At 72.3% G+C, this 22,555-nt stretch carries 21 protein-coding genes; 11 read left to right on the plus strand and 10 right to left on the minus strand.

What is annotated here, in order from left to right; translation table 11 throughout:
- The first annotated feature begins 56 nt into the window (after nt 1-56).
- From ACGFIW_RS09530 to ACGFIW_RS09550, 5 genes are all read left to right on the plus strand, one after another.
- Nucleotides 57-695 (plus strand): transporter, encoded by a 639-nt coding sequence (locus tag ACGFIW_RS09530; RefSeq protein WP_393312366.1) that lies wholly within the window; start codon nt 57-59, stop codon nt 693-695.
- Complete coding sequence (locus ACGFIW_RS09535) at nt 692-1,003, plus strand: transcriptional regulator (RefSeq protein WP_357068679.1); 312 nt, start codon at nt 692-694, stop codon at nt 1,001-1,003. Before ACGFIW_RS09530 ends, ACGFIW_RS09535 begins: the two co-directional genes overlap by 4 nt.
- A complete protein-coding gene (locus tag ACGFIW_RS09540) occupies nt 1,000-1,971 on the plus strand; it encodes an ABC transporter ATP-binding protein (RefSeq protein ID WP_393312368.1) in 972 nt (323 codons plus the stop codon). Before ACGFIW_RS09535 ends, ACGFIW_RS09540 begins: the two co-directional genes overlap by 4 nt.
- A gap of 10 nt (nt 1,972-1,981) precedes the next feature.
- Complete coding sequence (locus ACGFIW_RS09545) at nt 1,982-2,719, plus strand: ABC transporter permease (RefSeq protein WP_393312370.1); 738 nt, start codon at nt 1,982-1,984, stop codon at nt 2,717-2,719.
- A gap of 96 nt (nt 2,720-2,815) precedes the next feature.
- A complete protein-coding gene (locus tag ACGFIW_RS09550) occupies nt 2,816-3,580 on the plus strand; it encodes a VOC family protein (protein ID WP_393312372.1) in 765 nt (254 codons plus the stop codon).
- A gap of 178 nt (nt 3,581-3,758) precedes the next feature.
- On the opposite strand, the gene ACGFIW_RS09555 is transcribed toward ACGFIW_RS09550, so the two are convergent.
- From ACGFIW_RS09555 to ACGFIW_RS09570, 4 genes are all read right to left on the minus strand, one after another.
- Nucleotides 3,759-4,697 (minus strand): ABC transporter ATP-binding protein, encoded by a 939-nt coding sequence (locus tag ACGFIW_RS09555; protein WP_393312374.1) that lies wholly within the window; start codon nt 4,695-4,697, stop codon nt 3,759-3,761.
- Complete coding sequence (locus ACGFIW_RS09560) at nt 4,694-5,773, minus strand: FecCD family ABC transporter permease (RefSeq protein ID WP_393312784.1); 1,080 nt, start codon at nt 5,771-5,773, stop codon at nt 4,694-4,696. Before ACGFIW_RS09560 ends, ACGFIW_RS09555 begins: the two co-directional genes overlap by 4 nt.
- Before the next feature lie 157 nt (nt 5,774-5,930).
- The gene (locus ACGFIW_RS09565; protein ID WP_393312376.1) at nt 5,931-6,860 is read right to left on the minus strand and encodes an ABC transporter substrate-binding protein; all 930 of its coding nucleotides are present in this window, start codon (nt 6,858-6,860) and stop codon (nt 5,931-5,933) included.
- 353 nt (nt 6,861-7,213) lie between these two features.
- On the minus strand, nt 7,214-9,091 hold the full coding sequence (locus tag ACGFIW_RS09570) for a M14 family zinc carboxypeptidase (protein WP_393312378.1): 1,878 nt from the start codon (nt 9,089-9,091) through the stop codon (nt 7,214-7,216).
- A 212-nt stretch (nt 9,092-9,303) separates the two neighbouring features.
- Here ACGFIW_RS09570 and ACGFIW_RS09575 point away from each other — a divergent pair, with 212 nt between their 5' ends.
- Nucleotides 9,304-10,641, plus strand: coding sequence for a C39 family peptidase (locus tag ACGFIW_RS09575; protein ID WP_393312380.1), 1,338 nt, complete (start codon nt 9,304-9,306; stop codon nt 10,639-10,641).
- A gap of 103 nt (nt 10,642-10,744) precedes the next feature.
- On the opposite strand, the gene ACGFIW_RS09580 is transcribed toward ACGFIW_RS09575, so the two are convergent.
- The 3 genes from ACGFIW_RS09580 to mqnE all read right to left on the minus strand — a co-directional run bounded on the left by ACGFIW_RS09580 (nt 10,745) and on the right by mqnE (nt 12,742).
- Nucleotides 10,745-11,038, minus strand: coding sequence for a DUF4229 domain-containing protein (locus tag ACGFIW_RS09580; RefSeq protein ID WP_393312382.1), 294 nt, complete (start codon nt 11,036-11,038; stop codon nt 10,745-10,747).
- Between the two features lie 73 nt (nt 11,039-11,111).
- On the minus strand, nt 11,112-11,549 hold the full coding sequence (locus tag ACGFIW_RS09585; RefSeq protein WP_393312384.1) for a hypothetical protein: 438 nt from the start codon (nt 11,547-11,549) through the stop codon (nt 11,112-11,114).
- A gap of 23 nt (nt 11,550-11,572) precedes the next feature.
- Nucleotides 11,573-12,742 (minus strand): aminofutalosine synthase MqnE, encoded by a 1,170-nt coding sequence (gene mqnE / locus ACGFIW_RS09590; RefSeq protein ID WP_393312386.1) that lies wholly within the window; start codon nt 12,740-12,742, stop codon nt 11,573-11,575.
- 238 nt (nt 12,743-12,980) lie between these two features.
- Here mqnE and ACGFIW_RS09595 point away from each other — a divergent pair, with 238 nt between their 5' ends.
- The 4 genes from ACGFIW_RS09595 (at nt 12,981) to ACGFIW_RS09610 (ending at nt 19,546) form a co-directional block, all read left to right on the plus strand.
- Nucleotides 12,981-14,519 (plus strand): C40 family peptidase, encoded by a 1,539-nt coding sequence (locus ACGFIW_RS09595; protein ID WP_393312388.1) that lies wholly within the window; start codon nt 12,981-12,983, stop codon nt 14,517-14,519.
- Nucleotides 14,520-14,633: 114 nt separating this feature from the next.
- Entirely contained in the window at nt 14,634-16,577 is a 1,944-nt protein-coding gene (locus ACGFIW_RS09600) for a hypothetical protein (RefSeq protein WP_393312390.1), read from the plus strand.
- Nucleotides 16,578-16,774: 197 nt separating this feature from the next.
- The gene (locus tag ACGFIW_RS09605; RefSeq protein ID WP_393312392.1) at nt 16,775-18,823 is read left to right on the plus strand and encodes a DEAD/DEAH box helicase; all 2,049 of its coding nucleotides are present in this window, start codon (nt 16,775-16,777) and stop codon (nt 18,821-18,823) included.
- A gap of 102 nt (nt 18,824-18,925) precedes the next feature.
- Nucleotides 18,926-19,546 (plus strand): putative glycolipid-binding domain-containing protein, encoded by a 621-nt coding sequence (locus ACGFIW_RS09610; protein WP_393312786.1) that lies wholly within the window; start codon nt 18,926-18,928, stop codon nt 19,544-19,546.
- 65 nt (nt 19,547-19,611) lie between these two features.
- On the opposite strand, the gene ACGFIW_RS09615 is transcribed toward ACGFIW_RS09610, so the two are convergent.
- Nucleotides 19,612-20,703 (minus strand): PLP-dependent cysteine synthase family protein, encoded by a 1,092-nt coding sequence (locus ACGFIW_RS09615; RefSeq protein WP_393312394.1) that lies wholly within the window; start codon nt 20,701-20,703, stop codon nt 19,612-19,614.
- A gap of 102 nt (nt 20,704-20,805) precedes the next feature.
- A complete protein-coding gene (locus ACGFIW_RS09620) occupies nt 20,806-21,264 on the minus strand; it encodes an Lrp/AsnC family transcriptional regulator (RefSeq protein ID WP_393312396.1) in 459 nt (152 codons plus the stop codon).
- A gap of 269 nt (nt 21,265-21,533) precedes the next feature.
- On the opposite strand from ACGFIW_RS09620, the gene ACGFIW_RS09625 reads away from it, so the two are divergent.
- Nucleotides 21,534-21,800: a BldC family transcriptional regulator gene (locus ACGFIW_RS09625; RefSeq protein WP_007454516.1), complete on the plus strand. Its 267-nt coding sequence runs from the start codon at nt 21,534-21,536 to the stop codon at nt 21,798-21,800.
- Between the two features lie 95 nt (nt 21,801-21,895).
- Here ACGFIW_RS09625 and ACGFIW_RS09630 read toward each other — a convergent pair whose 3' ends face one another.
- Nucleotides 21,896-22,525: a UbiX family flavin prenyltransferase gene (locus ACGFIW_RS09630; protein ID WP_393312398.1), complete on the minus strand. Its 630-nt coding sequence runs from the start codon at nt 22,523-22,525 to the stop codon at nt 21,896-21,898.
- Between the last annotated feature and the right edge of the window lie 30 nt (nt 22,526-22,555).

Here is a 22,555-nt window from a genome sequence, read left to right on the forward strand (position 1 = left end):
GGTGACCCCGTCGTCGGGGACACCACCCTTTGACTTTGTGCCGTAAAGTTCTTTGCGTGAATCACGACGACGATCTGCCGCCCGCCGACGCCGCGGCGGCGCTCCGGCTGATCGAGGAGCAGCGGTCCGCGACGGTACGCAGACTCGATCCCGACGCCCGCCTGCTCTACTGGCCCTGGGGAGTCGCCTGGCTGGTCGGCTTCGGGCTGTTCTTCCTGCGGTTCTCCCCCGGCGAGCGGTCGCTGGTCCACCTGCCGAGCTGGCTGCCGCTGATCGCCCTCTTCGCACTGCTCCTGGTCGCGGCGGCGATCCAGGCGATGGCCGGCGCGCGCGCCTACGGGCAGGTGACCGGCGACTCCGCCCGGCGCGGGCACTGGTACCTCTGGGCCTGGGGTTTGGGCCCGGTGAGCGTCTATGCGGCGCTCGGCCGGATCTCCGAGCACCTGCCGCACGACCTGGCCGCGCTGCTCTGGTCGGCGACCGCCGTCGGGCTGACCGGCGCACTGCACATGGCCGGCGCAGCGATCTGGCTGGACCGGGACCTGTTCCGGCTGGGTGTCTGGGTCAGCATGATCAACCTGGCCGGTGTCCTAGCCGGGCCGGGTTGGCACGCGCTGATCGTGGCGGTGGCCGGTGGTGGCGGAATGCTTGTCGCAGGCGCGATGGCCCGACGGCGGCAGCGGCACCGGGCATGACCGAACTCGACCCGGTCATCCACGCGCAGGCCCGGCTGCGGGTGGTCGCCAGCCTCTCCACTCTCGGCGACGGCGACCGGATCGCGTTCCCCCGGTTGCAGGAACTGCTCGCCATGACCGCCGGCAACCTCTCCGTGCACCTGCGCAAACTCGAGGACGCCGGCTACGTGGAGATCAGCAAGACCCACCGTGGGCGCACCCCGGCAACCCTGGTCCGGCTCAGCCGGCGGGGCCGGCGGGCGTTCGAGGAGTACACCGAGACAATTCGTGCCCTGCTCGACCCCACCCCGTCGAAGGAGCAGTCATGATCCTCGCTCGCGCCGACCAGGTCAGTCGCCGGTACGGCGACGTCCTCGCCCTCGACCGCGTCGACCTGGAAGTCCGGGCCGGTGAACTGGTCGGCCTCCTCGGGCCGAACGGTGCCGGCAAGAGCACACTGATGAACCTGCTGGTGGGTCTGCGCCGCCCCACGTCCGGCCGGGTCGAGCTGAACGGCGGCGACCCCCGCGACGCGGCGAGCCGTCGCCAGATCGGGGTCACCCCGCAGGAGACCGGCCTGCCGGGCACGCTGCGCGTCGGTGAGGTCGTCGACTTCGTCTCGGCGCACTACCCGGACCCGATCCCCCGTGGTGAACTGCTCGACCAGTTCGGTCTGGGCGATCTCGCCCGACGGCAGACCGGTGGGCTCTCCGGTGGGCAGCGCCGTCGGTTGGCGGTCGCGCTGGCGTTCGTCGGCCGGCCCCGGCTGGTGCTGCTCGACGAACCGACCACCGGCCTGGACGTGGCCGCCCGGCACACCCTGTGGGAGGCGATCCGCGCCTTTCACAGCGACGGCGGCACCGTGCTGTTGAGCAGCCACTACCTGGAGGAGGTGGAGGCGCTGGCCCACCGGGTGGTCGTCATCGGGCAGGGCCGCGTGCTCGCCGACGACACAGTGGACGCGGTGCGCGGGATCGTCGGCGTACGCCGGGTCAGCCTGGTCGCCGACCGACTGCCCGACCTTCCCGGGGTGGTCCGCAGCGAACGGATCGACGGGCGGTTGCACCTGCTGACCACCGATGCCGACGAACTGGTCCGCGCGTTGGTCACGGCCCGGACCCCCTTCAGCGACCTGGAGGTACGGCCGACCTCGCTGGAGGAGGCGTTCCTCGCCATCACCAGCGGGGGCGCGCCCGGCGGCGACCAACCCGCCAGCGCGAGCCAACCCACCACCACCGCCGCTGCCGGCGGCCAACCCACCACCGCCGCTGCCGGCGGCCAACCCACCGCTGTCTGAGGAGGCCACCGTGCAGCTCACCCTGGTCCACGCCCGCTACCAACTCCTGGAGATCATCCGGATCCCGGTGGCCGTCGTCGGCAGCGCCTTCTTCCCGGCCGCCGCCATGATCTTCTTCGTGGTGCCGTTCGCCCGCGACGACGCGGTCGGCGCCACCTTCGCCACCGCGTCGATGGTCACCTTCTCGGTGATGAGCGCCAACGTCTTCCAGTACGGGGTCGGCGTCGCCGAGGACCGCGACCATCCGTGGAACCCGTACACCCGGACCCTGCCGGCCGGGCCGGCACCCCGCTTCGCGGGCCGGGTGCTGGCCGGTCTGGCGCTGACGTACCTCTCACTGCTCCCGGTCGTGATCATCGGCGCGACACTGACCGCGGCCCGGGTCACCCCGGCGGCGTTCCTGCTGACCGCCGTCACGGTGGCCGTCATCTCGGTGCCGTTCACGCTACTGGGGCTCGCCATCGGCTACTCGCTGCCGAGCAAGGCCGCGATCGTGGTGGCCCAGGTGGTCTTCCTCCCGCTCGCCTTCGGCGGCGGGCTGCTCTCCGCGCCGGGCGACGCGCCCGGTTTCATCGAGACGATCGCGCCGTTCCTGCCCACCCGGGGGGCTGCCGAACTGATGTGGTCGGCGGTCGGTGACTACACCGTCGACCCGCTGGCAATGATCATGCTCGGCGTTTGGGTGGTGCTGCTCGCAGCGCTGGCCGCCTGGGCGTACCGACGGGACGAGGGTCGCCGGTTCAGCTGACGATTCGTCCGTTTCCGCCCCGCGCCGCGGCGGGACGGTGCCAGGATTCCGGCAGGGGGTCGCCGTGGCCACCCGGGCCGAGAGGGGTCGTCGACCGTGAGCACCGTCCCGCCGGGCACACCCTGCTGGGTCGACCTGGCCACCCCGGACCTGACCGACGCGCGGCGCTTCTACCCCGAGCTGTTCGGGTGGACCGGCCGGATCACACCGGAGCCCGAGGCGGGCGGCTACACGGTCTTCCTGCTCGACGGCAGGCCGGTGGCCGGGGCCGGGCCGCCGGCGATCCCGGACCAGGTGCCCATCTGGTCGACGTACGTCGCCACCGACGACGCCGAACTGGTCGCCGGCCGGGTCGAACGAGCCGGTGGGCAGGTGGTGGTGCCGCCGTTCGAGGTCTTCGACCGAGGTTGGATGGCGGTCTTCGCCGACCCGGCAGGTGCCACGTTCAGCGTGTGGCAACCGCTGGCGATGGCCGGTGCCGAGGTGTTCAACGTGCCGGGCGCGATGAGCTGGAACGAGCTGGTCACCCCCGACCCCGAGGGCGCGAAGGTCTTCTACGAGCTGGTGTTCGGCTGGCAGCCCGACGACCAGGCGGTGGGCCCGATGACGTACACCGGCTGGCGGCTCGGGACGCAGATCGTCGCCGGGATGATGCCGCCGCTGGCCGACGACTTCCCGGCCGACCTGCCGGCGTACTGGACGGTGTACTTCGCGGTCACCGACGCGGACGCTGCCGCGGCCCGCGCCGCCGAGCTGGGCGGAACGATCCTGGTCCCACCCCGCGACATCCCGGCGGGCCGCTTCGCGGCACTGCGCGACCCACAGGGCGCCCTCTTCTCCGTCATCGACCTGGGCCCGTGATTCACCTACCCTCGGGCCTCTGGCGCGCGCCTGCGCAGCGCACGATCGTGGATGTAGTGCCCTCCCGACGGCTGGACGCCACTATCTCCTTGTTCGAGCGCGATCTTGCGCGGTGCGGTGCGAGGCGGTGCGGGGCGGGGCGGGGCGGGAGTCGGAGCCCGATGCCGGCGGCTGGGGCTCAGGGGTGGGAGTTGGGGCGGGTGGGCCGGACGGGGACCACCAGAGGGCCGTGGGTGCCGGGGACGACCCGGACGCTGGCCCGGTAGTGGGTGGCGAGCAGGTGCTCGGTCAGCACCTCGGGCGGGGTTCCGGCGGCCACCACCCGACCGCCGGCGAGCATGACCATCCGGTCGGCGTACTCGCCGGCCAGGGAGAGGTCGTGCATCGTGGCGAGGACGGTCAGGCCGTGCTCGCGGCGTAACTGGTCGACGAGTTCGAGCACCTCCTGCTGGTGACCGATGTCGAGCGCGCTTGTCGGCTCGTCGAGCAGCAGCAGCGTCGCGCCCTGGGCGAGCGCGCGGGCGAGGAACACCCGCTGCCGTTCGCCCCCGGAGAGAGTGGCCAGTTCGCGGCGCTGGAAGCCGGTGAGGTGCAACCGCGTCAGCACGTCGTACGCGGCGTCGACGTCGGCTGTCGACTCCCGACCCAGCGCCGGGATGTACGGGGTGCGCCCGAGCAGCACGTAGTCCAGCACCGACATGCCGGGCGGCACCACCGGGGACTGCGCCACCGTGGCCACCACCCGGGCGCGGTCCCGGCGGCGCAGCGCGGCGCTCGCCGTACCGAACAGGGTGATCGCCCCCGGCGCGGGCAGCAGGCCGCCGACGGCGCGCAACAGGGTCGACTTGCCGGCGCCGTTCGGGCCGATCACGGTGACCCATTCGCCGGCGGCGACGGTGAGGTCGACGCCGGTCAGGATCGGCGTGCCGTCCAGGCTCACGTGCAGCCCGCGCACCTCGACCGCCGGCACGACGCCGTCGACCGGGCGAGCGCCGCCGACCGGACGAGCGCCGCCGACCGGACGAGCGCCGCCGACCGGACGAGCGCCGCCGACCGGACGAGCGCCGCCGACCGGACGAGCGGCGGGGGACGGTCCACCGGTGGGTTCGGGGCTCATGTGAGCGCCCGCCGGGCGGTTCGCAGCACGAGCACGAAGAACGGGCCGCCCAGCAGGGCGGTCACCACCCCGATCGGCACCTCGGAGGGAGCGGCGGCGGTGCGGGCCACCACGTCGGTCAGCGCCAGGAACGCGCCACCGAACAGCAGCGACATCGGCAGGATCACCCGGTAGCTCGATCCGGCGAGCAGCCGGACGGTGTGCGGCACGATGATGCCGACGAAGCCGATCAGCCCGGTCGCGGAGACCGCCGCCGCGGTGCCCAGGGAGGCGGCGGCGATCAGCAGGTACCGGGTGCGCTGCGGGTGCAGGCCGAGACTCCTCGCCTCGTCGTCACCGACGGCGAGGACGTCCAGCTCGCGGCGGTGCAGCAGCACCACCACAGTGGTCAGCGCACCGTACGGCAACACCAGCAGCACGTCGTGCCACCCGGCGGTGGCCAGCCGACCGAGCAGCCAGGAGTAGACCGGCTGGATGCTGTCGGCGTGTCGTTGCAGCAGGTACGTCTGCCCGGCGGAGAGGAACGCGGAGACCGCCACCCCGGCCAGGATCAGCATCGCGGGTGACCCGCCCCGCCCGCCGGCCGCGCCGAGCACGTAGGTCATCGTGACGGCCAGCAGCGACCCGGCGAACGCGGCAAGCGGGATGGTCATCGGCAACCCGGAGAGCGTGCCCGCCCGGCCGGCGCCGCCGAGGGCGATCGCCGCGGTGACCGCGAGGCCGGCGCCCGCGGCCACCCCGAGCAGGTACGGGTCGGCCAGCGGGTTGCGGAACACGCCCTGGTAGCACCCGCCGGCCATGGCGAGCAGGCCGCCGACGACCAGCCCCAGCACCACCCGGGGCAGCCGCAGCTCGGTGACGATCGCGATCTCCCGCTCGGTCAGCCCGCTGTCGAGGTGCACCCCGGGAAAGAGGTTGAGCAGTTCGGCGGCGACGCTGCCCGGGGGCAGGCTCACCGGGCCGAGCGACACCCCGACGACGAGCGCGACGAGCACCGCGAACAACCCCGCGACCAGCCACCGTTTGCGCAGCCCGGCGGGCCGGGCCGTGGACGGCAGCCCGGCGGGCCGGGCCATCGACGGCAGCCCGGCGGGCCGGGCCATCGACGGCAGCCCGGCGGGCCGGGCCTCGGCAGGAGGCTCGACCCGCTCAGACGACGGCGGCGTCTCGGCCGGCCGACCGGTTGGTGCCGGATCGGACACCTGTCGCGGCCCGGTCACCGACGGACGAGGGTCACGCGGGCACCTTGGCGACCGCGTCGATGATCACCCGGAGCAGGTCCACGACGCGCGGACCCCACCGGGAGGCGATGTCGTCGTCAAGCGCGACCACCTGGTTGTTCTTGACGGCGGTGAGCCCGGCCCAGCCGCTGCGCGCCTTGACCGTGTCGGCGTTCTGCTGGCAGCACTTGGCGTCGGCCAGGAAGACGAAGTCCGGGTCGGCCTTGACGATGAACTCCTGGGACAGCTGCGGGTAGCCGGCGCTCTTGCCGTCCGCGTCGGCCGGGTCGGCGATGTTGGTCAGGCCGACCTGGCTGTAGAGCGAGCCGATGAAGGTCTTACTTGTCGCGCTGTACAGCTCCGGGCCCAGCTCGTGGAAGTAGGTGAGCTTCTCGGCACGCTGCGGCAGGTCCTTGACCAGCTTGGCGATGTCGCCCTTCATCCGGGTGGCGACGTCGGCGGCCTGGTCGGCGTGCCCGGTCAGCGTGCCCAACTCGGTGATCTGCCGGTACGAGTCGTCGAGCGTGGTCGCCGCCGGGGTGCGGTAGACCGGGATCTTCAGCTTGGTGAGCTGATCGACGATCTTGTTGCGGTCGTCGGAGAGCACCACCAGGTCCGGGTTCTTACCGGCGATCGCCTCGGCGTTCGGCTGAAAGGCGGAGAGGTCGGTCTTGGGTGCGTCGGCCGGGTAGTTCGACTGGTCGTCGACGGCTGCCACCTGCGGGCCGGCACCGATCGCGAAGAGCATCTCGGTGGCGGTGGGCGACAGCGCGACGATCTTCTCGGGGCGCTTGTCGAGAGTGAGCGCGCCGACCGTGACGGGGTAGGTGGCGGCCGCGGTGCCGGCACTGGGCTTGTCGTCGGCCTTCTCGGCGCAGGCGCCGAGGGCGAGCGCGGCGACCGCGAGGGTCGCGGCGAAGAGCCGAGGGGTACGTCTGTTCATGGGGGCCTCCTGTCGGTCGAGGAGTGTGGTGCTTCGCCGACAGGACTTTCGTACGCCCGCCCACGAGGCGCCCTTCCTCGAGAGCGCGTATCGCGACCGATCCGTAGGCGACCTGGCTCGTCCCCACCGGCCGGGTGGGGCATCACAGTTGCGGGACAGCGCCGGGTTTCGCACCGGCTTCGCTGCGGACTGGTCGCTAAGACGGTAGCGCACCGCCGGGACGTGCCGGATCGATCAAGGGCCGATCGACAACAGCCGATTCCGATGGCAGTCACGGGGAGGCATTTGTCCCAGATCTGGAGGCTCGGGAGCGGGTGGTGGGGCCCCGTCAGGCGGGACGGGGCCCCACCCGATCAGGAGGACGTGATGGTGACGTTGTCCACAGCCGCCTCCACCAGGCTGGCTCCGGAGGCGTCCGCCGCCTCGACGAGGATGCGGACCGACTGGCCGGCGTACGGCGAGAGGTTGAGGTTGGCCACCGCCCAGCTGCCGTTGCGGTTACTGGCCGCGCCGGTCTGGGTGAGCAGCGCGGTGGTGCCGCCGTTGTGCACCACGCTCACCCGCAGGTAGTCCGCCGACGAGGCGTTCGACCCGTGCGCCAGGTACCAGGCCAGCGAGAGGGTGAGCGTCCCGGACGACGGCAGGGTCACCGCCGGGGACCTGGCGCTCGTCACGCCGCCGTCGACGTCGTAGTCACCGGCCGCCGAGCCGGCGAGCCCGCCGGTGACCAGGTCGTTGGACCCGGCGTACGGGGTGAGCTGCTTGGCGCCGGAGGACGTGGTCGACTGGGCGGCACCCCGCTCGAACGCGCCGAGGGTGGCGGTGTCGGTGCCGGACGGGTTGATGGTCCACCCGGTGGCGGTCTCGAAGGTGTCCGACCAGACAGTGGTGCCGCCACCACCGCCGCAGTACTGCGACTGCTTGCCGATGGCCCGGTACGGGCAGTCGGCGTACTCACTGAGCAGCAGCACGGCCTCGCGGTTACGGGTGGTCTGCGCGGTGATCACCTCGTCGGGCGGGTAGAAGCCGCCGCCGCCGGCCGAGCCGGGGTACATCTCGAAGGTGTACGCCCAGATGTTGTGGGTGGCCCACATCCAGTCGAGGCTGTCGCCGTCGGTGATGTAGAGGTCGCTGGACTGCTCCGGGGTGTAGTTGTTGGTGGCCGCCATCTGCTGACCGATGGTGGCGAAGGTGTTGTACTGGTCCGCGCTCATCCCGGTCGCGGTGTTCGCCGTGGTGTAGCCGTACGGCCAGAGCACCAACTGCGAGTACGTGTGGAAGTCGATGTTGGCCTTGATCTGCTGCACGCCGCCGACGACCCGGCCGTTGACGAAGTTGCGCAGCGCCTGCGTCTCGGGTGCGGAGAACGCCGACGGCCCCCGGTAGGTCTCCGACGAGGTGCTGCCGGACGAGCCGCCGCAGCAGCCCCAGTTGTAGCCCCAGTTGCGGTTCAGGTCGGTGCCGACGTTCGACGAACCGCTGTTGGGCTGCCGGTTCTTGCGCCAGGACCGGTACGACCCGGTGGCGATGTCGTACTCGCTGCCGTCCGGGTTGACCGTCGGCACGATCCAGATCTCCCGGCTGTTGACGATGCTGGTGATCCGGGAGTCGTTGCCGTAGCTGTCGGTGAAGAGGTTGAGCAGGTAGATCGCCATCTCGACGGTCAGGTGCTCGCGGGCGTGCTGCTGGGAGTTGAACAGGATCTCCGGTTCGCTCTCGTCGGTGCCGACGTTGTCGGAGATCTTCACCGCCATCAGGTCGCGGCCCTCGTACGACGAACCGATGCTGATCTTGCGGGCGATCGCCGGATGGTCGGCGACGACCTGGTTCACGACGGCGGTCAGTTCCGCGTAGTCGTGGTAGTTGGAGTCGGCGGGCGGGAAGGCCAGCGTGCCGATCTCGCCGGCGCCGCGCTCGGCGTTGGGCGGCGGGGCGAGCGGTTCGAGCCGGAAGCCGAGTTTGCCGATCGCGGCGGCCTCACCAGCGGTCGCCGAGATGTGCAGGACCCCGTGCTCGGAGTAGTCGATGGCGGCTCCGGTGCGGGCCACCGCGTTGCGGTCGGCGAGGGTACGAGGTCCGAGCACCCGGTAGCCGGCGGCGGCCGACTCGGCGGTGCGGTCCGGTGCCGGACGGGCGGCGACCGGGCCCGCGGCGACGGTGACGATGCCCAGCCCGGTGACGACGGCGAGCACCAGGACGCGGCGGAGAGGGGTGGGCGTGCGGAGGGCCATGGACTACCTCCTCGATGGGCGGGAGATCCCGCTCGGTGAAGGACACTTCACCACCTGTCACATGGTCATATCAATATTGATCGTTACCTGATCCATCCCAAGCGGATCATCACGGCGGCAATGATTTTCCATGCGCCAACATCTGGCGAAACTTCCTTCCGGACGGAAAACTGACCAGCGACGATGCCCCTCTCGACCCCCGCGGAGCACTCATGGCCAGATCCCGCTTGCGCGCGGGCGCCCTCGCCGGCGTCACCGCACTCACCCTGCTCACCACCACCCCGCCCGCGCTGGCCGGCCGCCCGCCGGCCACCGGGCACGACGAGCAGATCACCTTCCAGGACTGGTCCGGGCCCGCCGACTGGCACCGGGGCAGCCGGGCCGGCACGCGCGTGGTGCCCGGCGCCCGAGCGGGCCTCACCCTGGCCCGCCCCGCCGGCACCACCGAGTACGCCGACCCGCACACCGGCAGCACCCGCACCTGGGAGTACGGCACCTGGACCTCGCCGGTGACCCGGATCGGGTTCGACGCCACCGAGTTGATCGCCTCGTGGAACGCGGAGACCCCGGCCGGCACCTGGATCCAGGTGGAGATGCAGGGCAGCTACACCAGTGGGGACCAGACCCCGTGGTACGTCCTGGGTCGCTGGGCCTCCGGCGACACCGACATCAGGCGGACCAGCCTCGACGGGCAGGGCGATCCCTGGTCGACGATCTGGACCGACACCTTCAGCATCGACGACGCCGCCGCCGGAGTGCTGCTGCGGTCGTACCAGCTACGGCTGACCCTCTACCGGGCACCCGGGCAGACCGCCGCGCCGGTGGTCCGGATGCTCGGAGCGATGAGTTCGACAGTGCCGGACCGCTTCACCGTTCCGCCGAGCGCCGGGCACATCGCCTGGGGCGTCGAGCTGCCGGTGCCGCGCTACTCGCAGAACGTGCACGCCGGGCACTACCCCGAGTACGACGGCGGCGGCGAGGCGTGGTGCTCGCCCACCTCCACCGAGATGGTGGTCGAGTACTGGGGGCGCAGGCCGTCGCACGCCGACACCTCCTGGGTGGACCCGACCTACCCCGACCCGACGGTCAACCACGCGGCCCGGATGACCTTCGACTACGCGTACGACGGGGCCGGCAACTGGCCGTTCAACACCGCGTACGCGGCAAGCTTCCCCGGGCTGGAGGGTCGGGTGACCCGCCTGCACTCACTGGACGAGCTGGAGCGTTTCATCGCCGCCGGCATCCCCGTCGTGACCAGCCAGTCCTTCCTCGCCAGTGAGCTGGACGGGGCGAACTACGGCACCTCCGGGCACCTGTTCGTGGTGGTCGGCTTCACCGCCGACGGCGACGTGATCGTCAACGACCCCGCGTCGTCCAGCAACGACGTGGTGCGCAACGTCTACAAGCGTGCGCAGTTCGAGCAGATCTGGCTGCGAACCAAGCGCACCAACGCCAGCGGCGGCGTCTCCGGCGGCTCCGGCGGCATCGCCTACCTGATCAAGCCGATCTCGAAGCCCTGGCCCCAAACCCCCAACTCCACCAACTGGTAACCCCACCCCGCCTACCCCACCCCCCACCCCCACCCCGCCCACGCATGTGTTGATCATGAGGTTAGCGTCACCGAACGCCGTTCTGGCGACGCTAACCTCATGATCAACGTGGGGAGTCGGGGGCCTGGGTGGGTGGGTTGGGGTTGGGGTTCTGGTCTTCGCCGGCCAGGGCGGAGCGGAGGCGTTCCTTCTCGGCGCGGCGGCGCTCGGTGGCGGTGGCCATCTCCCCCGCCAGTTCGTCCCGCCAACCGCGCAGCAGGAAGAAGGAAAGCGCCGCGGAGAAGGCCAGCGCCAACATCAGCTTCAGGAACACGTTCATGTCGACGAACCAGAGTGCCGCCAGCACGGCGACGAACAGCCCGATCCGGGCCAGCGTGTACTTCAGCGCGGCGCTCACCTGCACCACTCCGTTCTCTCCGTCGCCCGCCGCTGCCGGCGGGAAAGTCGATCCGCCCGGCGGGCGGTCGCGGTCAGCCGGTCCGGCGGGTCAGCCAGCGGACACCCGGGAACCACACAGTCGCGTACACCACCGTGAACCCCACCGCCGCCAACGTCCCGGACAGCAGCGGCGGCAGACCGGCGGCCAGACCGGCGACCAGCAACCCGACGATCACCCCGACGGCGGCGGCGACCACCGCAGTCACCACCCGGGCCGCGCCGAACTCCCAGGCCCGGAAATCGTCCCAGAACAGCCAGGCCGGCAGGATCACGGCCAGCCAGCCGTTGGTGTGGCCGAAGTCGCCGGCACCGATCGAGGCGAACCCCCAGTCGAACAACACCAACGCCAACGCACCGATGACCAGGCCGGCCAGGCACACCCCGAGCAGATCACCCAGGGTACGGATGCGCCCCTCGGCGTCCCGGCGGGGAAACCCGCCCTGCTGCTCGGAACCACTCTGCTCGGTCATCGACTGCGAGGGTACGTGGCGGCTCAGGCCCACACCTGCTGCGGCTCGGCGCGGCGCTCGGCCAGCGACGGGGCCTTGTCGTACTCCCGGACCACGTTGTAACGGGTGTCCCGCTCGACGGGCTGGAAGCCGGCGTCCCAGATCAGGTGCAGCAGGTCCTCGCGGTGCATGGTGTTCGGGGTGCCGTACGAGTCGGCGTCGTGCGTGATCTTGTATTCGACGACAGAGCCGTCCAGGTCGTCCACGCCGAAGTTCAGCGAGAGCTGGGCCACCGACAGCCCGTGCATCACCCAGAAGTTCTTCAGGTGCGGCACGTTGTCGAACAGCAGCCGGGACACGGCGAACGTCTTCAGCGACTCGGCCGGCGAGGCCATCGTGGTGCGCGCCTGGATCCGGTTACGGATCTTGCCATCCGCCGAGTCCACGAAGTCGTGCTGGTAGCGCAGCGGAATGAAGACCGCGAAGCCACCCGTCTCGTCCTGCAACTCGCGCAACCGCAGCACGTGGTCGACCCGGTGCCGGGGCTCCTCGATGTGGCCGTACAGCATCGTCGCCGGGGTCTTCATGCCCTTGCGGTGCGCCAGGGCGTGGATGCGCGACCAGTCCTCCCAGTGGCAGGCGTGGTCCACGATGTGCTGCCGGACCTCCCAGTCGAAGATCTCCGCGCCACCGCCGGTCAGCGACTCCAGGCCGGCGTCCATCAGCTCGTCGAGGATCTCGTCGGCGCTCAGGCCGCTGATCTTCTCGAACCACTGCACCTCGGTCGCCGTGAAGCACTTGAGCTTGACGTTCGGCAGCGCCGCCTTCAGCTCGCGCAGCACCTTCGGGTAGTAACGCCAGGGCAGCGTGGGGTGCAGGCCGTTGACGATGTGCAACTCGGTGAGCTGCTCGTCCTCCATCTCCTTGGCCTTGCGGACCGCCTCGTCGATGCGCATCGTGTACGCGTCCTTCTCGCCCGGCTTGCGCTGGAACGAGCAGTACGCACAGGACGCCGAGCAGACGTTCGTCAGGTTGAGGTGCCGGTTGACGTTGAACATCACCCGGTCGCCGTTGAGCTCGGTGCGCTTGTGGTGGGCGAGCCGCCCCAACCAGGTCAGATCGTCGCTCTCGTAGAGGGCGACCCCGTCCTCGCGGGTCAGCCGCTCACCGGCGTACACCTTCGCTTCGAGCTCACGCTTGAGTCCGGCGTCCATGGCACGTCCCTTCCACCTGCGGTCGGATCGAGCGTACGTCGGAGGGCCGAGCCCCGCGGCGGCACGGTCGGCGACAGCGAGCCACTTCACCAGACTCTCAGCCTCCCGTAACCCGACAACGCATCGACATGAGTGGCGAGGTGCGGTAGTAACAAGGTGGGGCGGAACACACACACTGGTACCGTCCCGGCGGCCGCGCCCACCGAGCGCGGCGACGAGCAGTCGGACGGGGAGCGGAATGGTCTACAGCGGGCGCGGGCGACGGCAGCGACGACGGAGCCCGGTGATCTCGCCGGTGCTGCGTCCGAAGCTCTGGGCCGCCCTGCTCGGCGCGATCGCCGCCGCCGTGCTGGCCACCCCCGCGTACGCCGATCCGGCGATACCCACGACGATCCCGGACACCGGCGCCCGCCCGCCGGCCATCGGCGCGCCCCAACTGCCCGGCGTCCCGCCCGTCGGCGGTGTCCCGTCGCCGCCGGTGGGCACCATCGGCACCGGCCCGCTGGCCGCCCAGATCTACGCCGCCCAGACCCAGGTCGGCACGCTCGGCGAGACGCTGCTGAAGAGCCGCCAGAAACGCACCGACGCGCAGGCCCAGCTCGACGCCGCCAGCAAGGCGCTCGCGACCACGCAGGATGCCCTGCTCCAAGCCCAGCAGGCCGCCGACGCCGCCGCCGCGGACGCCGTCAAGGCGGACGCCGCGCTGCCGCCCGGCGAGTTCGCCCAGGATCTCCGCGGGCTGAGCCGCCTGCAACAGATCACCCGCGGCGAGAAGGTCGACGGCGGCACCACCGGGGTCGCCGGAGAGTTGGCCCGCGCCCGTGCCGCCGAGCAGGCCGCCTACCAGAAGCACACCGCGGCCAAGGAGCTGCTCACCGCCGCCGAGGCGGAGTTCACCACGGGCGAGACGGCACTGCGCACGGCCGAGGCGGCTCTGCTCAAGCTGCGCCGGGACAACTCCGCCCAGCTGATCGAGATCGAACGCCAGCAGGAAGCCACCGAGCAGCAGTACGGCGCCGGCTACGTCACCAACCAGAACGTCAGCGGGATGGCCGCGCACCCCCGCGCGATGGCCGCGGTCCGCTACGCGCTGGCCCAGCTCGGCGACCCGTACAAGTGGTCCGAGGAGGGGCCGAACCAGTTCGACTGCTCCGGTCTGATGTGGGCGGCGTACCGGTCCCCGGGCGCCGACTACTTCGACCTGCCGCGGGTCTCCCGCGACCAGTACGCCGCCACCCGGAGCCGGACCGTGCCGCAGGGCGCGCTGCTCCCCGGTGATCTGCTCTTCTTCGCTTCCGGCAGCAGCTGGACGACGATCCACCACGTCGCCATGTACATCGGCAACGGCAAGATGGTGCAGGCGCCCACCACCGGCGATGTCGTCAAGATCTCAGTGGTCAGCTGGTCTCGGCTGTATGCCGCGACCCGGGTGATCGGCGCGGTGCCGGCACCGGTCGTGACCGTTCCGCCCCCGCCGGTAACGCCGCCCACCACGAAGCCGACGCCCAAGCCGAGCACCAAGCCGACGCCCACCACCAAGCCGACCACGAAGCCGACGGAGTCGGTCACTCCGACGCCCACCGGCGGTACGACGCCCACGCCGTCGCCGTCGCCGACCGAGAGCGCCTCGCCGCCTCCGACCCCCGACAACACGCCGACGACCCTGCCCTCGGCGCCGACCAGCGCGCCGGGCACCAGCCTGACGACCACACCGAAGGCCAGCACGAGCGTGACGGGCAGCGGCAGCTCGCCGGGCACCCCCAGCGCCACCGGTTGATCCGCCACGACCGGCTCCGGCTGTCCGCTCGGGAAGATCTGTGGCACGGTGACAACCGGGCACATCCGACTCGACGTCACGGGTCCGGGTGCGAGCATGGCACGGAGGGCGGAGATGGCCGAGCAGAGTGATCCGGCGGAGACTGTCGACCCCATGGTCGGCAAACCCGACCCGTCAGGGTCGGGCACCGCCGACCCGGCGTCCAGCACCGACGCCTCCGCAGCTACCCCTGACGCTGGCCCGGTCACTCGTGACGCCGGCCCGGCCAGCGCTGACGCCAGCCCGGCCAGCGCTGACGCCAGCCCGGCCAGCGCTGACGCCAGCCCGGCCGCCCCTGACGCCAGCCCGGCCACTCCTCACGGCGGCTCGGTTTCCGGCGGCGTCTCCGCCGCCGCTGGTGGCGATGCCTCCACCGACGGCGCTGCCCTCGACAGCGGCAGCGTCGCCGCAGACACCTTCGACCCGCACGCCGGCCGGCCAGACGCCGGCCGGCCGACAGTCACCAGCTTGGGTGCCGGACAGGCCGCGGTGACCGGCCCGGGCGCCGGCCAGTCGACGCCTGCCGAGGGCCGCCCGGATCAGGCAGCCGCACCGGTCCGGGCCCGGGCCAGCGTCGCGACCGCCGGGGCTCTCCGCAGTGACCTGCCGGCCAGCGCCCCGTTCACCGCAACCACCTACCGTGCGGCCGGTGCCGCCGGCCCAGCCGCTCCCGCCGGCTCGACCGGTACCGCCGGCCCAGCCGCTCCCGCCGGCTCGACCGGTACCGCCGGCTCGACCGGTACCGCCGGCCCAGCCGCTCCCGCCGGCTCGACCGGTACCGCCGGCTCGGCCGGTGCCGCCGGCTCGGCCGGTGCCGCCGGCTCGGCCGGTGCCGCCGGGGTCTCGTTGCCTGGGCAACGCATCGACTCGGCCAAGCCCGCCCGGGCCAGCGCCACGGTTCCCGGGAGCAGTCGGGCCAGCGCCACGGTTCCCGACAGCAGCCGGGCCACGCCCGGTGCCATGGGTGCCCCGGACGCCCGCAGCACGCCGTCCGTGTACCGAGCCGCGCCGGTGCGTCCCGAACCCTCCGACCCGGAATCCGAGCCCGCCCGGCCGCCGGTGCCGTCGACTCCGGAGCCGGAGCCGACACCCGCGCCACCCGGCCCCGGGCCGACCCAGCCGTCGCCTCCCGAGCCGGAGCCCGCGCCAGCCCCGGGCCCGTTTCCGCCCGAGCCGATGCCGACGCCCGGGCCCCGACCCACGCCGCCACCCGGTCCGGTCCCGCCCGTTCCGGGTCCCCCGACCCCGCCGCCACCGCCGATGCCACCCATCCCGGGCCCGCCGGCACCGCCCATCCCGAGCCCGCCCCTGCCGCCGCCCGGCCCGCCCGTGCCCGCGCCACCGGGGCCGCCCGGCCCGATGCCGGCACCGCCGTTTCCGCCGCCGCCGGCGATGATCGACACGCCCGGCGTACGGGCCGGCACGTCGGTTTCCGCAGCGCCAGCCGGCTGGTCGTCCGCCGCCTCGACAGCACACCCGACATCCCGCGATCAGTGGGCCGGAACACCCGTCTCCGCGCCCCCGGTGATACCGGCACCGGCCCTGCCGAGCTGGCCGCCGTCCACCACCGGCGCTCCCCAGTCGGGCGGAGGTGACAGCGGAAATCCGCGAGGGACCACGTCCCCGGGCAACCCTTCGGAGGGTTCGGCCGGACGGTGGGCGGGCAGCGCCGACGGAGTACGGCACGACGGCCGCTCCGTCGCACGGGGCGCGGGCAATGCCGGCGGAGAGCGGCACGTCGGCGGCTCCGACCTGGCCGGCACCGTCTACGGCAGCGGCGAAGGGCCGGGTTTCACCACGATCGCGATGCCCGCCAACGCGGTGGAGAATTCCGGGTCGCTCACCGGGCACATCCTGGCCCAGGGCTGGGCGGACACTCCGGCCGAACGGTCCCGAAACACCCGGGTGATGATCGTCCTGGCCGCCGCTCTGGGGCTGCTGGTGGCGATCAGCGTCATGGTCGTACTCCTCGCCGGTGACGCCCTGGACGGTCTGGTGGGCAGCGTGCTCAAGGGGTGAGTCGCCGGGTGGGAACGATGGTGAGTCCGCCCACTACCGTCCGGCAACCGGCTGGCGGCTTCGCCGGTTCGCCGTACACTGGTGGAGATCACTGACCCGGCGCGCGTGGTGCGCGCCCCTGGGCGGTCTTGCGGGCGATCCGGCGGCACAGCCGCGGCAGGCCATCGCGAAGATGCGCCCCGCTCGAAAGGCTTTTGTTGACCACCTCTGCTGACCCCAGCACTGTTACGTCCGTTTCCCACCCGGCCCCGACGACCGACACCGCCCGGGAGCAGCTCGACGCTTCCCCGGGCGAGGCCGGCACCGCGCCGGTCGACACCGCCGCCCAGCCGGCGGAGCCGGCCCCGACGACGACCGCCGATCCGATCAGTTTCGCGTCCCTCGGCCTGCCCGAGCCGCTGGTGCGCGCGCTGGCGCAGCAGGGCATCACCAGCCCGTTCGAGATTCAGCGGGCCACCGTTCCGGACGCGCTGGCCGGCCGCGACGTGCTGGGCCGCGGGCAGACCGGTTCGGGCAAGACGCTCGCCTTCGGTCTGCCGATGATCGCCCGGCTGGCCACCCGCAACCGGGCCCGGCCGATGCGTCCGCGCGCCCTGGTCCTGGTCCCCACCCGCGAGCTGGCCATGCAGGTCAACGACGCGCTGGTGCCGCTGGGCAAGTCCGTCGGCATCTTCCTGAAGACCGCCGTCGGTGGTGTCCCGTACGACCGCCAGATCGACGCTCTGCGCCGCGGTGTGGAGATCATCGTGGCCACCCCGGGCCGACTCGGTGACCTGATCGAGCGGGGCATCTGCCAGCTCGACGACGTCGAGGTCACGGTGCTCGACGAGGCCGACCAGATGGCCGACATGGGCTTCCTGCCCGAGGTGACCGACCTGCTGGCGAAGACTCCCGCGAACGGGCAGCGACTGCTCTTCTCGGCCACCCTGGACGGTGACGTCGACGCGTTGGTCAAGCGGTTCATGACCGACCCGGTGACCCACTCCACGGCGCCGTCCACCGCGTCGGTGTCCACCATGGACCACCACATGCTGTTGATTCCGCCGCACGAGAAGTTTCCGGTGGCGGCCTCGATCGCCGCCCGGGACGGTCGGACGATGGTCTTCGCCCGTACCCAGCTCGGGGTGGACCGGCTGGTCGAGCAACTCGCGGCGGTCGGCGTCCGCGCCGGTGGGCTGCACGGCGGCAAGACCCAGCGGATGCGTACCAAGACGTTGGCCGAGTTCCGTGAGGGCCGGATGAACGTGCTGGTCGCCACGGACGTGGCGGCTCGGGGCATCCACGTCGACGGGGTCACCCTGGTGCTGCACGTCGACCCGCCGAAGGACCCCAAGGACTACCTGCACCGCGCGGGGCGCACGGCCCGGGCTGGCGAGTCCGGTGCGGTTGCCACGCTGGTGCTGCCCAAGCAGCGCCGCACCACCCTGGCGATGATGGAGAAGGCCGGCGTCGCGCCGGCCGAGACCCGGGTGCGGGTCGGCGACGCGGCACTGGCCGAGCTGGTCGGCGCCCGTGAGCCCAGCGGCGTCCCGGTTCGCGTCGAGGCGGAGTCGCGGGGCTTTGGTGACCGCTCCGGCGGGTCGCGTCGGTTCGACGACCGGGCCGGAGGCCCCCGCCGGTTTGGCGACCGCACGGGCGGCGAGCGCCGCGACCGACCCACCGGCGAGCGGCGCTATGGCGACCGTCCCCAGGGCGACCGCCAGTACGGCGACCGCCCCCAGGGCGAACGGCGCTACGGCGACCGCCCGACCGGCGAGCGCCGCTACGGCGACCGCCCGACTGGCGACCGGGGCTACAGCGACCGGCCGGCCGGTGAGCGGCGCTTCGCCGACCGGGACACCCGGGGCTACGGCGACCGGCCGCAGGGCGACCGCCAGTACGGTGACCGGCCCCAGGGCGAACGGCGCTACGGCGACCGTCCGACCGGTGACCGGGGCTACGGCGACCGGCCGAGCGGCGAACGGCGCTACGGCGACCGGCCGGCCGGTGAGCGGCGCTTCGCCGACCGGGACACCCGGGGCTACGGCGACCGGCCGCAGGGCGAGCGCCGGTTCGGTGACCGGCCGCAGTTCGGTGACCGGGACGGCCGGGGTGACCGGCCGACCGGTGAGCGGCGCTTCGGCGATCGGGACACGCGCGGTGGTTTCCGCCCGGAGAGCCGTGGTCGGGACGACCGGCCGCGTGACGAGCGCCCGCGTGACGACCGGCGCGGTTTCGGCGGGCGGCCGCCGGCGCGTACCCACTGATTGATCCACCGAACGCCGTCGCGAAGCCCATGCTTCGCGGCGGCGTTCGCGCATGCCCTGCCGATGTCGACCCGGTCGCGTAACGTCCGGCTCATGCCGACCATGCCGAAGTCGATCTTCTGGTCCCGGACGGACACCGCCGGCAGCGAGCAGGTGCTGCTCGACGACGGCCACGGGTTGGCGGCCCGGGGCACGCTGCTCGCCGTGGACCCGATCCCCTGGACCGCCCGCTACCAGCTGACCACCACGCCGGACTGGGCCACCACCCGGGTCGAGGTCGAGGCCGAAGGGCTCGGCTGGCTGCGCCGGGTGACGCTGGAGCGGGCCTCGGGCCGATGGCGGGTGACGACCGCCGAGCAGGGCGACCTCGACGCCGCGCTGGTCGCGGCCGGTCACCCCCGGGCCGGTCTGCCGGGCACGGATGACCCGGACCGGCTGGCCGACGCGCTCGACATCGACCTGAGCGGCTCGCCGCTGTTCAACACCCTGCCGGTCCACCGGCTCGGGATGGCGGCCGAGCCGGCCGACGTGGCGCACCGGATCACCGTCGCCTGGGTGCTGCTGCCCGGCCTGGAGGTGGTGCCGGCCGAGCAGATCTACACCGGGCTCGGGCCGGGTCGGGTGCGGTTCGCCAGCGGCACCTTCACCGCCGACATCGACCTGGACGACAGCGGCTACGTGGTGCGTTACCCCGGGCTGGCCGAACGGATCGACCCACGCTGATCGGCGCTCAGGCCGGCCAGGCCCCGGTGAGCGGTTCAGGCCGACCAGGCCCCCCGCTGAGCCGTTCAGGCGGGCCAGGCGCCGGTGGTCAGGAAGCGGTCGACCGTCGCCAGGTGTGGTGCCAGGTCGAGGCCCTGGGCGGCCACCCAGTCGTCGGAGTAGTAGGTGTCGGCGTACCGGTCGCCTGGATCGCAGATCAGGGTGACCACCGAGCCGGTCCGGCCCTCGGCGAGCATCCCGGCGATCAGGCCGAACGCGCCCCACAGGTTGGTGCCGGTGGAGCCACCCACGCGACGCCCGAGCACCGCCGACCCGGCGCGCATCGCGGCCAGTGACGCCGCGTCCGGCACCTGGACCATCCGGTCCACCACCGAGGGCAGGAAGGACGCCTCCACGGTCGGTCGGCCAATGCCCTCGATCCGGGACCCCTTTCCGGTACGCACCGACCAGTCGGCGGCCAGCCAGGCCGGATAGAACGCCGAGTTCTCCGGGTCGACGACGCAGAGCTTGGTGGCGAGCCGGCGGTACCTGGCGTACCGGCCGATTGTCGCGCTGGTGCCCCCGGTGCCGGCGCCCACCACGACCCAGGCCGGAATCGGGTGCCGCTCCAGTTCCAACTGCGCGTAGATCGACTCGGCGATGTTGTTGTTGCCCCGCCAGTCGGTCGCCCGCTCGGCGTAGGTGAACTGGTCCATGAAGTGCCCGCCGGAGTCCTCCGCGAGCCAGCGCGCCTCGACCACCACGGTCGCGGGGTCGTCCACCAGGTGGCACCGGCCGCCCTGGAACTCGATCTGCGCGATCTTCTCGGGTGAGGTGGAGGCGGGCATCACCGCGATGAACGGCAGACCGAGCATCCGGGCGAAGTACGCCTCGGAGACCGCCGTGGAACCCGACGACGCCTCGACGATCGTGGTGCGTGGCCCGATCCAGCCGTTACAGAGCCCGTAGAGGAACAGCGAGCGGGCCAGCCGGTGCTTCAGCGAGCCGGTCGGGTGGGAGGACTCGTCCTTGAGGTAGAGGTCGATCCCCCATTGCCGGGGCAGTGGGAACGGCAGCAGGTGGGTGTCGGCCGAGCGGTTCGCGTCCGCCTCGACGGCGGCGATGGCCTCCGTCACCCAGGTCCGGCTGGCCGCGTCGCACCGGTCGTGATGAGTCACGCCGGAAACGTAGCAAGCAGGCCGGCGGGGGTCCGCGCCGGTCCGGCGGCGCGATCCCGGCCGCCTGCGACGCCGGCCCGCAACACCAGGGGTACGCGGCGGTCAGGTCGCCGGCGGACCGACCGGCTGGGGGCGGTTCTCCCATTTCGTGGAGAGGGCGATGGCGGTGCGGGTGGAGGCGACCCCCGGGGTCCGGTTGAGTCGCACGATCAGCTGCTCCAACTCGGCGATCGTGCCAACCCGAGCCTTGAGCAGGAACGACTCCACGCCGGCCATGAAGTAGCAGGACTCGATCTCGGGCAGCACCCGCAGCGACTCAAGCATGTCGTCGCTGTCGGCGCCGGAGTCCTCGACGATCCCGATCAGCGCGGTGACGCCCAGCCCGATCGCCTCCGGTTCCACGTCCGCGCGGTAGCCCCGAACCACGCCGCTGCTCTCCAGCTTGCCGACCCGCTCGTGTACGGCCGGAGCCGAGAGGCCCACCTGTCGGGCCAACTCGGCGTACGACAGGCGGGCGTTGCCGCGCAGCAGGTCGACGAGGCTCAGGTCGATGGCGTCCACGGAGAGTGACCTTAACCGGTTACGCGTAACGCGACGCCTTCGGCATCCGTTGGACGGAGCAGTGGGTAACTGTTCACAAACCGACAGTCAAGGCAGGGGTTGCGCCCGTACCATTTACTAACTTCCCAGTCAGTGCATTTTTCGCGTTTGGCGGACAGGCCAGTCTCCTGGTGCTGTAATTGCCATACGTCCCTCATGACGGCTCTGGGCTCGCACCAGCCGGGGGCAGTGTGTTCAGCCAGGGGCTTCGTCGACGCGAGGAGGGGGCTGTGGACACTGGAGATCGCCTGCTGACACCGGGTGAGGTCGCCGCGCTGTTTCGGGTGGACCCGAAGACTGTGACGAGATGGGCGGCGGCCGGCCGGATAGGAAGCATCCGGACTCCAGGCGGGCATCGCCGGTTTCGGGAATCCGAGGTGCGAGCCCTGCTTGAGGGGGAGGGCATGCTGGACGAGGTGGACGAGGTCGGAAAGCCACGCAATGTGGGTCCGGCCGCATCCACCGGGCCGGGTCCGGCCAACGCCGGCATGTACTGAACTGGTGCGGATAACGCCACGCGGACCGGACGCCAGTCCGGTCCGCGTCCCACTTCGATCGACCGGGCGGCACGACGCGCGTTGAGCGCGGCAGCTCAGCTCCGGGCCGCGCCGAGCTGGCCGGCCCACCTTCGGAACAGCGTGTGCGGGACGCCGAGCGCGTCCAGCACCTTGCCGGCCACGAAGTCGACCAACTGCTGGGCGCTGGCCGCCGCGCCCGCCCCGTAGAAGCCGGGGCTGGCCGGTAGCACCACCGCGCCGGCGTCGTGCAGCGCGATGAGGTGCTCCAGGTGACTGCGGGTCACCGGTGTCTCCCGGGGGACCACCACCACGGGCCGTCGTTCCTTGAGGTTGACCTCGGCGGCGCGCTGCAACAGGTCCTTGGAGAGCCCGATCGCGATGCCCGCGCAGGCTGCCGTGCTGGCCGGGACCACGGCCATCCCGCGTACCCGGTAGGAGCCGCTGCTCGGCCCGGCGGCCAGGTCGCCGGCCGGCCAGTGCCGCACGTCCGCCCCGGTCAGGTCCCGGTCGAGCCAGCCGGCGAGATCCTCGGCCCAGTGCCCGTCGCGAAACGGTCGGCCGGTCTCGTCGAGCACGGTGAGTCGTGCCGCCCGGGACACGATCAGGTCCACCGACTCGCCCGCGTCGAGCAGGCCCCCGATGACGGCCGCCGCGTATGGCGTGCCGGAGGCCCCGGAGACCCCGACCACCCATGGTTCCCGCATGCCCCCAGCCTGCCTGGTCCGGCCGGCCCG

Source organism: Micromonospora sp. NPDC048935 (genome assembly GCF_043197875.1).
Taxonomy (GTDB): domain Bacteria; phylum Actinomycetota; class Actinomycetes; order Mycobacteriales; family Micromonosporaceae; genus Micromonospora.

What these genes read in the sequence shown, in the direction of transcription:
- ACGFIW_RS09570 (WP_393312378.1), bottom strand. Translation starts at nt 9,091, where the DNA reads ATGGCCCTCCGCACGCCCACCCCTCTCCGCCGCGTCCTGGTGCTCGCC.
- ACGFIW_RS09555 (WP_393312374.1), bottom strand. Translation starts at nt 4,697, where the DNA reads ATGAGCCCCGAACCCACCGGTGGACCGTCCCCCGCCGCTCGTCCGGTC.
- ACGFIW_RS09540 (WP_393312368.1), top strand. Translation starts at nt 1,000, where the DNA reads ATGATCCTCGCTCGCGCCGACCAGGTCAGTCGCCGGTACGGCGACGTC.
- ACGFIW_RS09565 (WP_393312376.1), bottom strand. Translation starts at nt 6,860, where the DNA reads ATGAACAGACGTACCCCTCGGCTCTTCGCCGCGACCCTCGCGGTCGCC.
- ACGFIW_RS09630 (WP_393312398.1), bottom strand. Translation starts at nt 22,525, where the DNA reads ATGCGGGAACCATGGGTGGTCGGGGTCTCCGGGGCCTCCGGCACGCCA.
- ACGFIW_RS09560 (WP_393312784.1), bottom strand. Translation starts at nt 5,773, where the DNA reads ATGGCCCGGCCCGCCGGGCTGCCGTCCACGGCCCGGCCCGCCGGGCTG.
- mqnE (WP_393312386.1), bottom strand. Translation starts at nt 12,742, where the DNA reads ATGGACGCCGGACTCAAGCGTGAGCTCGAAGCGAAGGTGTACGCCGGT.
- ACGFIW_RS09610 (WP_393312786.1), top strand. Translation starts at nt 18,926, where the DNA reads ATGCCGAAGTCGATCTTCTGGTCCCGGACGGACACCGCCGGCAGCGAG.
- ACGFIW_RS09585 (WP_393312384.1), bottom strand. Translation starts at nt 11,549, where the DNA reads ATGACCGAGCAGAGTGGTTCCGAGCAGCAGGGCGGGTTTCCCCGCCGG.
- ACGFIW_RS09595 (WP_393312388.1), top strand. Translation starts at nt 12,981, where the DNA reads ATGGTCTACAGCGGGCGCGGGCGACGGCAGCGACGACGGAGCCCGGTG.
- ACGFIW_RS09575 (WP_393312380.1), top strand. Translation starts at nt 9,304, where the DNA reads ATGGCCAGATCCCGCTTGCGCGCGGGCGCCCTCGCCGGCGTCACCGCA.
- ACGFIW_RS09535 (WP_357068679.1), top strand. Translation starts at nt 692, where the DNA reads ATGACCGAACTCGACCCGGTCATCCACGCGCAGGCCCGGCTGCGGGTG.
- ACGFIW_RS09600 (WP_393312390.1), top strand. Translation starts at nt 14,634, where the DNA reads ATGGCCGAGCAGAGTGATCCGGCGGAGACTGTCGACCCCATGGTCGGC.